Source organism: Microcoleus sp. F10-B2 (genome assembly GCF_036704965.1).
Classification (GTDB): Bacteria; Cyanobacteriota; Cyanobacteriia; order Cyanobacteriales; family Microcoleaceae; genus Microcoleus.
Map to the genome: position 1 here is coordinate 1 of NZ_JAUBTB010000152.1, position 9826 is coordinate 9826.

Annotated in this window: 7 protein-coding genes and 1 pseudogene; 5 read left to right on the forward strand and 3 right to left on the reverse strand. The window is 44.5% G+C overall.

What is annotated here, in order from left to right:
• Positions 1-307 (forward strand): HNH endonuclease signature motif containing protein (locus QUA99_RS31120; protein ID WP_333442163.1); only part of this gene is annotated, 307 nt, incomplete at its 5' end.
• A gap of 37 nt (positions 308-344) precedes the next feature.
• On the opposite strand, the gene QUA99_RS31125 is transcribed toward QUA99_RS31120, so the two are convergent.
• The 3 genes from QUA99_RS31125 to QUA99_RS31135 form a co-directional block, all read right to left on the reverse strand.
• Entirely contained in the window at positions 345-500 is a 156-nt protein-coding gene (locus tag QUA99_RS31125) for a hypothetical protein (protein WP_333381710.1), read from the reverse strand.
• Between the two features lie 47 nt (positions 501-547).
• Positions 548-718 (reverse strand): nucleotidyltransferase domain-containing protein, encoded by a 171-nt coding sequence (locus tag QUA99_RS31130; protein WP_333245111.1) that lies wholly within the window; start codon positions 716-718, stop codon positions 548-550.
• An 84-nt stretch (positions 719-802) separates the two neighbouring features.
• A complete protein-coding gene (locus tag QUA99_RS31135; RefSeq protein ID WP_333245108.1) occupies positions 803-1006 on the reverse strand; it encodes a hypothetical protein in 204 nt (67 codons plus the stop codon).
• Between the two features lie 61 nt (positions 1007-1067).
• Between QUA99_RS31135 and QUA99_RS31140 the strand changes: the two genes are divergently transcribed.
• The 4 genes and pseudogenes from QUA99_RS31140 to QUA99_RS31155 all read left to right on the forward strand — a co-directional run.
• Positions 1068-1232 carry a hypothetical protein gene (locus QUA99_RS31140; protein WP_333245105.1) on the forward strand — a complete coding sequence of 55 codons (165 nt, stop codon included), beginning with the start codon at positions 1068-1070 and terminating at the stop codon, positions 1230-1232.
• Between the two features lie 315 nt (positions 1233-1547).
• On the forward strand, positions 1548-7592 hold the full coding sequence (locus QUA99_RS31145; protein WP_333245102.1) for an AAA family ATPase: 6045 nt from the start codon (positions 1548-1550) through the stop codon (positions 7590-7592).
• A gap of 9 nt (positions 7593-7601) precedes the next feature.
• Positions 7602-9101, forward strand: a complete 1500-nt coding sequence (locus tag QUA99_RS31150) for a response regulator (RefSeq protein ID WP_333245099.1) — start codon at positions 7602-7604, stop codon at positions 9099-9101.
• A gap of 427 nt (positions 9102-9528) precedes the next feature.
• Positions 9529-9738, forward strand: a pseudogene (locus QUA99_RS31155) (IS5/IS1182 family transposase); the annotation flags it as partial.
• Between the last annotated feature and the right edge of the window lie 88 nt (positions 9739-9826).

Genomic DNA, 9826 nt, shown 5'->3' on the forward strand with positions numbered 1-9826 from the left:
TATCCAAATAAAGGCTGTTGCCAGTCCATTTGATGGAAACTGGACTTATTGGAGCAAGCGAAGAGGTGAATACCCAGAAACTCCTAACAGGGTTGCATCCTTAATCAAGCGTCAAAAGGGTATTTGTCCTCACTGTGGTTTGTACTTTACCAGTACAGACATTGTAGAAGTTGACCATATTAAACCAACCTCGTTAGGGGGAAAGGATACCTACGACAACCTACAACTTCTGCATAAACACTGCCACGACACAAAGACCGCAACAGATGGGTCAATACACTCTAAAGAAAGTGTCAAAACCCGATAGCGTGTCTTGAATCGTATCCATAACAAGGATGGAATTATCAAGGAGCGGAATGATGCGAAAGTATCACGTTCCGTTCTGAAGGAGAGGTAGGAGTGGTAACGCTCCTATCGACTCTAACCAGCCGTTGGGCTTCCCGCCGAGAGAGCGGTACAGCTTCCTGCAAAACGCGCTCGCGAATGCGTTCTTTCAACATATCCACGCTTGGCGATATCGACCTTGCGATTGAGTAGTTGTTCTAGATCAAGCAATAGCCCACCTGGAAACCAAGGCGTAATTTTCTCGCTTGTCGTAATCCACTAACAAATCAATATCGCTTTCTGGGGTCGCTTCGCCCCGCGCTACCGAACCGAATACGCGCACGTTGCAGGCTCCGTGCTTTTGGGCAATGGCGAGAAGCAAGCGATCGCTCACAATACAGTAATTCTTGAATGCCTAATCCTGTTTTTTTCATCATGCCCTCCTCAACGCTTTAAGATGGTACACTCATCGCTATTTCTAGTCTGGCACTTTCAGCAACAAGTTACGCCCACGCTCGCTACACAACGCCATTTGCGATCGCCAGCCCCGTTTTTGAGACAAACTAAACCAAAACCGCAACACGCCATGCCCAAAATCCCTAAGTGCGTAGGCGTAAGCCGGGGCGGAGCCATCGCTGTCTCCTCGATCGCCCGCAACCCACACCTCATCTGTGCCGTCCATCCTACAGGCTCAGACACCGACACTTGCCCGGACTTTTAACAAAACCCTAGCGCTGAACCCGATGAACTGTAGGAATCTGAAGGGGCGAACTTATCCTGCAACGCCCGGCAGCGGCGGACACACCTTGCAGCAGTTGGAGCTGCTGGATACCCACCTCCTGTTTACCCATCGGTGTCCCCGGTGTGAAATGACTTATCCCCAATATGAAACGCCGCCTGTTAATTGAGATTGTTCGGCTTGCGGATGGATCGATGATTCGGTTTGAGGTGATAGTTGACAACGATAATTTTCAGCAACGAGAAACACTCGCTCCACACCCCACTTGAAAGTGCAACCGACTAATCCCCCAACAAACACCCAAAACGCGCATTGAGGCAGCACGGTTAACAATACAATCTTATCAGGGCACAATTGCCAGAAGCGAAACATGAGCTCACTTTTGTTGACTAAATTACTATGTTACAATCAGCTCCGATAATAATTAAGTTTTCAAATCGGCCTTAACCTCACGCTCAATTTCCTTGCGATCGGTAGAATAATAATGACTATCAACTTAACTGGCTATCAATTCGTTGAAACCCTCCACAGCGGGATCAGAACTTCAGTCGATCGCGCTCGGAAGGATTCGGACTTTTCCAGCGTGATCGTCAAAAGGCTAAAGGCTGAGTATCCCACTCTTTCTGACATCACCCGCTTGCGACACGAATATCAAATCCTGCACAGCTTGAACGTAGAATCGATTGTCAAAGCCATTAGTTTAGAAAGCTATAAAAACGGTTTAGCACTGATATTAGAAGATTCAGGCTCCGAGTCTCTCAACGATTGGATGAATGGTAAAAAACTCACAATCATTCAATTTCTTTCTTTGGGTCTCCAGCTTGTCTCTGCCTTAGCAGAACTCCACAAACATAACATTATTCATAAAGATGTAAAACCACAAAATATTATCATCAACCCAGCCACTGAAAAAGTTAAACTTATTGATTTCAGCATCGCTTCGCGCCTGGAGCGAGAAAATTCGATGCTCAGCCATCCAGATTTGCTCGAAGGCACACTCGCCTATATGTCGCCCGAACAAACTGGCCGGATGAATCGGTCAATTGACTACCGCACTGATTTTTATTCACTAGGCGTTACCTTCTATGAAATGCTCACAGGCGAGTTGCCCTTTAATTCCACAGACCCGCTGGAATTGGTACACAGCCATATTGCCAAAACTCCCATTCCCCCTCACCAGCTAAATCCTGAAATCCCACCACAAATTTCAGCGATTGCGATGAAGTTATTAGCTAAAAATGCTGAAGACCGCTACCAAAGCAATGAAGGACTAAAATTTGACTTAGAAACTTGCTTGCTCAAACTACAGGCTAGCGGATATATTTCCAACTTTGTTGTTGGAAGTGCGGATAAAGCAGGGCAATTAAATATACCGCAAAAGCTCTACGGTCGCAACCAAGAAATTGAAAAACTTCTAGAAACTTTCGAGCGCGTTGCCAGTGGCACAACCGAATTAATGCTGGTTTCCGGTTATTCCGGGATAGGCAAAACAGTTTTGGTCAATGAAGTTCACAAACCCATTGTGCGGCAACGAGGCTATTTTATTGCAGGTAAATTTGACCAGTTCAAGCGCAATATTCCTTATGCTTCCCTGATTCAAGCATTCCAATCCTTAACTCAGCAACTTCTAACCGAAAGCGAAGTAGAAATCCAAACTTGGAAAGAAAAACTTTTATCCGCTTTAGGCGATAACGGACAACTCATCATTGATGTTATCCCTGAAGTCGAATTAATTATTGGCAAACAGCCACCCGTAGCAGAACTAGGGGGAACTGAAGCTCAAAACCGTTTCAGCCGCGTCTTTAAACAATTCATTGGCGTATTTACGACTATTGACCATCCCTTAGTTATCTTCCTCGATGACTTGCAGTGGGCGGATTCGGCATCGTTGAAATTAATTGAATTGCTAATAACTGATTCTGATAGCAAGTATTTATTGCTGATTGGGGCATATCGAGATAACGAAGTTTCTCCAACTCATCCGACGATTCAAACAATTGACAAGATTCGCCAAACTGGTGCGACGGTGAATAATATTGTCCTTCAACCATTACACCTAGTTCATGTCGAAGAATTAATTGCGGATACTTTAAATGAATCTGGCGGTTCGGAAGCCCTGTCTGTAAAGACGCGAAATTTCGCGTCTCTACTTTTTAATAAAACGCAGGGCAATCCTTTCTTCATAAGTCAACTGCTCAAAACTCTCTATCAAGAAGATTTGTTGACTTATGATTTATACTCTGGCGTCTGGCAATGGAATATCGAGCAAATTCAAGCGATCGGTATCACTGATTACAATGTTGTCGAACTGATTGCTAGAAACATACGCAAATTGCCCGAAGATACACAAAAAGTATTAAAATTTGCTGCTTGTATTGGCAACAGTTTTAACTTAGAAGTTTTGGCGATTGTCAATCAGGAATCTTCCTTAGTCACGGCAGCGCAATTGTGGGCAGCACTTCAAGCTGGGTTGATTTTACCTTTGAGCAATGAATACAAAATTCCCCTCGTATTTAGTCAGGAAGAATCGGGCGGTTTTACCTTAACTGATGTGAAGGTTGACTACAAGTTTTTACATGACCGAGTGCAGCAAGCTGCCTATTCTTTGATTCCCGATGATCAGAAAAAAGAGACCCACTTAAAAATCGGTCAACTGCTGCTGCAAAGTACAACGCCTGAAGACCGAAAAGAAAATATTTTCGCTTTAGTTAACCAACTCAATTATGGTACTGACTTACTTACCAATGAATCCCAAAAATATGAACTAGCCCAATTAAATCTAATTGCAGGTCAGAAAGCAAAAGCTGCTACAGCCCACGATTCCGCCGTCAAATATTTGCAAGTGGGTTTATCTCTGTTAGCGGTAGATAGTTGGGACAATCAATATGAACTGGCTTTAAGGCTGCATGAAGAAGCAGCAGAGTCAGCATATTTGAGTGGTGATTTTGACCGAATGCAGAGATTCGTTGAGATAGTACAAAACTGCGCTAAAACGCTATTGGACATAGTAAAAGTGTACGAAGTCCAGATTCAAGCTTATATGGCGCAGAACAAGCTGGTCGAAGCATTGAATACGGGGCTGCAAGTCTTAAAGCAGTTGGAGGTAGAGTTTCCCGACTCGCCAAACCCATCTGATATTGGGCAGGCGCTGGGGGAAACTGCGGCAATTTTGAGCGGAACTCGAATTGAGGACTTAATCGATCTCCCTGAAATGACCGATCCTTATCAATTAGCAGCGATCAGGATTTTGTCAAGTATATTTTCTGCTTGCTATTCTGGAATGCCCGTACTGGTGCCTTTAACAGTGTGCAAACAAATCGATTTATCCGTTCAATATGGCAATGCTTCTGTGTCTCCCTTTGCGTATGCGGTATATAGTCTTCTTCTTTGCGGGGCGGTAGGAGATATTGAGCGGGGCTATGAGTTCGGTCAATTAGCTTTACGTCTAGTGTCAAAGTTAAATGCCAAAGAAATCGAAGTCAAGACTTGCCACTTAGTGTATGCTGCCGTTCAACATTGGAAAGAACACGTCCGAAATACCTTAGAACCTTTCCTGGCAGCTTTCTCTACTGGGCTGGAAACTGGAGATTTAGAATATGCTGGCTATGCCGTCATGGTGTGGAGTCATTACTCGTTTTTTGTGGGCAAGCAACTAATGCAGCTCGAACGAGAGATAGCAACTTACACAGATGCCATTCATAAAATCAACCAAGAAACAGCGTTTAATAATACAAAAATCTGTTGGCAAGCCGTCTTAAACATGATGGGAAGAAGCGAAAATATATGCCAGTTAAAGGGGAAAGTCTACGACGAATATAAAATGCTGCCGCTATATCAGCAAACCAACAACCAACTGGCAATTCATTACTTATACTTGCACAAACTTGCGCTTTGTTATGTGTTTGAGAATTACGCGGAAGCTTTAAAAAACATCCCTCAAGTAGAAAGTTCTTTCGGATCGTCTACAGGGCAGCTAACTGTTGTTATCTTCTATTTCTACGATTCTCTAGTACGGCTAGCTGTGTATTCTGAAACTTCGCAGTCCGACCAACAGGACATTCTTAACCGAGTACAAGCTAATCAAGAAAAATTGCAAAAATGGGCGCATTATGCTCCAATGAATCATCTACATAAATTCTATTTAGTAGAGGCAGAAAAACATCGGGTTTTAGGCGAAAAAGTAGAAGCGATCGAGATGTACGACAAAGCGAGCGCTCTTGCGAAAGAAAACGAGTACATCAACGAAGAAGCACTAGCTCACGAACTCGCTGCTAAATTCTATTTTTCATGGGGTAAAGAAAAGATTGCCCGAACCTACATGACCGATGCTTATTATGCCTATATGCGCTGGGGAGCTTTAGCTAAAGTTAAACATCTAGAAGAAAAATACCCGCAATTAATAGCGCGAGCCTCCGTGCTCACCGAAACCCCTTTTGATCCTACGATGACAATTCCTCCTTTGACCGTGACAGGCGGTCAAACAGAGTTGCTAGACTTGGCAACTGTAATGAAAGCATCTATTGTCATTTCTAGCGAAATTGTTCTACCTAACTTGCTCATCAAGTTAATGAAAATTTTGATAGAAAACGCAGGTGCTGAAACAGGAGCGCTTATTTTCTCAAAAGAGGATCAACTTGTTATAGAAGCGGCGGGGACTAAAGATCGAGTCCGAGTGCTAGAATCTTTACCAGTATCAACTTCAGGGCAAGTGCCTATCTCGGTACTTAATTACGTCACCAGAACTCAGAAAAATGTCGTTTTAAATGATTCGGGCCTCAATGATATCTTTAACGCCGACCCCTACATTACCCAACACAAGCCAAAATCTATTTTGTGTGCGCCTATCTTATCTCAAGGTAAGTTATGTGCCATCCTGTACCTAGAAAACAACTTGATTGCTGGCGCTTTCACGCCGAAGCGGGTAGAAGTGTTGCGGATGCTATCGGGACAAGCTGCGATCGCCTTAGAGAATGCCAACCTCTATCACACTTTAGAAGTCAAAGTAGAAGAGCGAACCGAGGAATTAAAAGCCAAAAATACGCACCTAGAAGTAGAAATTCAAGAGAGACAGCGAGCCGAGCAAGCTGCCGAAGCCGCAAACCGCGCCAAGAGCCAATTTCTCGCCAACATGAGCCACGAACTCCGCACACCGCTCAACGGCATTTTAGGTTATACCCAAATCCTCAAACGAGATACAGATTTAACCAGTCAGCAAAATTCTGGTATTAACATCATTCATCAGTGTGGCGAACACCTCCTAACTCTGATCAATGACGTTCTAGACCTCTCCAAAATCGAAGCAGGAAAAATGGAACTTTACCTCACCGAGTTTCACCTGTCAGACTTTCTCCAAGGCATTACTGAAATCTGTCAGATTCGCGCCCAACAGAAGGGAATTTCTTTGATTTACGAACCGCTAATTCCACTTCCCACTTGCGTCCAAGCCGATGAAAAAAGGTTGCGGCAAGTTCTCATCAACTTACTCGGTAATGCCATAAAATTCACCGAAAAAGGAGGGGTTAGTTTTAAAGTAGACAGACTGGAGACTCAGCAATCTTTGTCGTCACCAATCGCCAATCGCCAATCCCCAACAGCAAAATTTATTTTCCAAGTAGAAGATACAGGCATTGGCATCGGGCCGGACGAACTCTCAAAAATATTTTTGCCCTTCGAGCAAGTCAGCGGTTCAGTTCGCCAGATCGAGGGAACAGGATTAGGGCTGGCAATTAGTCGCCAATTAGTGGAGATGATGGGCGGCGAACTGAAAGTACAAAGTTCTTTAGGTAAAGGCAGTATTTTCTGGTTTGAGTTAGAGTTGCCTATTACCGAAAGCTGGGAAGGGGAGCAAAAAGAACCTGAAAAAATTATCAGGAGTTTCTCAGGGGAGCGGCGGAAAATTTTAGTAGTTGACGATCGCTGGGAAAATCGCTCCGTCCTCGTTAATCTTTTAGGTCCCATTGGGTTTGAATTAATGGAGGCAACGGACGGTCAAGACTGCGTGAATAAAGCGCTGTTATTTCAACCGGACTGTATTATAATTGACTTAGTAATGCCAGTCATGGACGGCTTTGAAGCGGTGAGGCGGATCAGAAAAATCTCTGCATTGAAGGATGTAATCGCGATCGGAACTTCTGCTAGCATTTTATCCGGCGATCCCCAAAGCATTTTCCAGGCTGGCTGCAACGCTTTTCTCCTCAAACCAATTCGGGCAGAAAAGTTATTAGAATGCTTGGGTCACCATTTAGGTTTAGAATGGGTTTATGATGAGCGAACAACTTTCAGTTCAGAAGGTATCTTCACAGATACCCCTTCCCAAATCCAAGACCAGCAACTGATTGCTCCCCCTTCGGAAGAAGTTGCAGTCTTGTTCGATTTAGCCATGAAAGGTGAACTTCTCAGTATTGAGCAGCGAGCCAGCAAGCTGAAGGCAATAGATATGCGTTATGCACCTTTTGCCAATCAGTTGATTGAATTAACCAGAAACTTTGAAGAAGACAAATTAGTAGAATTTGTTCAACAGTTTAGATGAGGACTAAAAATGACTAGCGAATCTTTAGACAGAGGAACCATTTTAATTGTGGATGATACGCCCACTAATCTGGGTTCAGTATTGGATTTTTTGAGCGCATCTGGCTTCACTGTTTGGGTAGCTCGCAGTGGGTCTAGCGCTCTCAAAAAAGTGCAATATTGCCAGCCGGATTTAATTTTGTTGGATGTTCTGATGCCAGAAATGGACGGATTTAAAACCTGTCAAAATCTCAAAGCAAATGACTTAACTAAAGAGATCCCAGTCATTTTTATGACCGCGCTGGACGATACAGAAAGCAAAGTTAAAGGCTTTAATGTGGGGGGAGTTGATTATATCACTAAGCCCCTTCAACACGAAGAAGTTTTAGCTCGCGCTATCACGCACCTGAATCTGCGAAATCTAACTAAAAAGCTTCAGGCGCAAATTGTCGAGCGCGAGCGAGCGCAAGCCGACCTACAAGTTTTGGCACAAGAGCTAGAGAGGCGAGTAGAACAGCGCACCGCTGCACTTTCCCAAACGAATGAACGCCTCAAGCAGGAGGCTGCTGAACGCAAGCTTGCAGAAGCAGCTTTGCAAGCATCGGAAGCGCGAGAGCGGCACAAAGCCCTACAGCTCGAAAATTCCCTGCACGAACTCAAGCAGGTGCAAAGCCAGCTCATTCAGAGCGAAAAAATGTCTGGGCTAGGCCAGCTCGTAGCTGGCGTAGCCCATGAAATCAATAATCCAATTAATTTTATTTATGGAAATCTTTCCTATGCTCTGGAATATTCAAAAACTTTGGTCGCTATCCTTGACCTCTACGAAAAGCACTATCCTAATCCGGCTCCAGATATACAAGCAGAAATCGTGGCAAGCGAGCTAAATTATCTCAAAGACGACTTGCCTAAAATGTTCAAATCGATGTACTTAGGAGCCGATCGCATCCGCGAAATCGTTTTATCTTTGCGCCTCTTCGCACGGCAAGAAGGATATGAAATGAGATCGGTCAACCTTCACGAAGGGATGGACAGCACGCTGATGATTTTACAGAGCCGGCTAAAATTTAACTCAGACCGCCCCTCGATTGAAGTGGTGCGGGACTATTGCCCAAACCTTCCTGAAGTGGACTGTTATGGGGGAGAAATGAATCAGGTATTTATGAATGTACTTGCAAATGCGATCGATGCTATTGACGAATGGAACACGCAGAGATCGCTAGAAGAAATTAAAGCGAATCCTAGCGTGATTCGGATTAGCACAGAAGTAACAAGCAACAATTGCGTAGCTGTCCGAATTGTGGACAATGGGCCAGGGATCTCGGAAGAGGTTCGTCGCCACGTATTTAACCCGTTTTTTACGACAAAACCCCCCGGTAAGGGAACAGGGATTGGGTTGTCAATTAGCTGGCAAATTGTAGTGGAAAAACACCGGGGAAGCTTGGGGTGTATTTCTGCACCAGGCAGGGGAACAGAGTTTACTATTCAGATTCCGATTCGGCAGGATTCTCCTGTCTTGTCCCTGTCAGCTTGATGTTCTGCAAAAAAGTTAGTGAATCCCTTGGATTGATTTTTTAAACTACTCCCCAATCTAGCAAGCTTAACAGAAGTTCTGTGGCCGCTGCTTTTCAAGTTTCCTCACCCACGACCGTTATCCTAGAGCGCCAGTCCAGTAAAAGAGATTGACAAAAGGCATAAAGTATGTTGGTCTAGAAAAATCAGCTCGTGCTGTGCGCCGGCTCTCAATGTGGAAAGAGCGATCGAGCGCAGTGATTGGCAATCGAGAGAGGTTGTCGCACCATCTGTATCGTGTGAGCCATTGGCAGAGTGTCAGCCTGGGGTGAGACAACAACGGTATTTGAAGTTGTAGGTCACCGGCACACACGCTCGCACGCGCTTTGAAAACCTATCATTAAGCACCCAAAAATCCCATGCGACCACCAAAAGCACCCAAAAATCCCATGCGACCACCAATATGGCATCCTCCTCACGAATTGTCCGCCCAAGAACAAAAAGTAGCCAAACGCATTCGCTCGGCGAAACAGTTCTTATTCCTTAGAAAAATTCGCCACCAACTATTCGATGAGGAATTTCAATCAGAACTAGCGGGTTTGTTTAAAGACTCTACGGTAGGAAAATGCCCGAGCGTACCAGCACAGATAGCTTTAGCAATTAATTATCCGGCGTTGCTGAATCAGGGTATGAGACGAGAAAAAATGCGAGATTGGAGCCGAAAATGATTTCTGGGATTTTGATGGG

Bases quoted from the DNA above. Each gene is read 5' to 3' on its own strand.
- QUA99_RS31150 (WP_333245099.1), top strand. From the start codon at position 7,602: ATGACTAGCGAATCTTTAGACAGAGGAACCATTTTAATTGTGGATGAT.
- QUA99_RS31140 (WP_333245105.1), top strand. From the start codon at position 1,068: ATGAACTGTAGGAATCTGAAGGGGCGAACTTATCCTGCAACGCCCGGC.
- QUA99_RS31135 (WP_333245108.1), bottom strand. From the start codon at position 1,006: ATGGACGGCACAGATGAGGTGTGGGTTGCGGGCGATCGAGGAGACAGC.
- QUA99_RS31125 (WP_333381710.1), bottom strand. From the start codon at position 500: ATGTTGAAAGAACGCATTCGCGAGCGCGTTTTGCAGGAAGCTGTACCG.
- QUA99_RS31145 (WP_333245102.1), top strand. From the start codon at position 1,548: ATGACTATCAACTTAACTGGCTATCAATTCGTTGAAACCCTCCACAGC.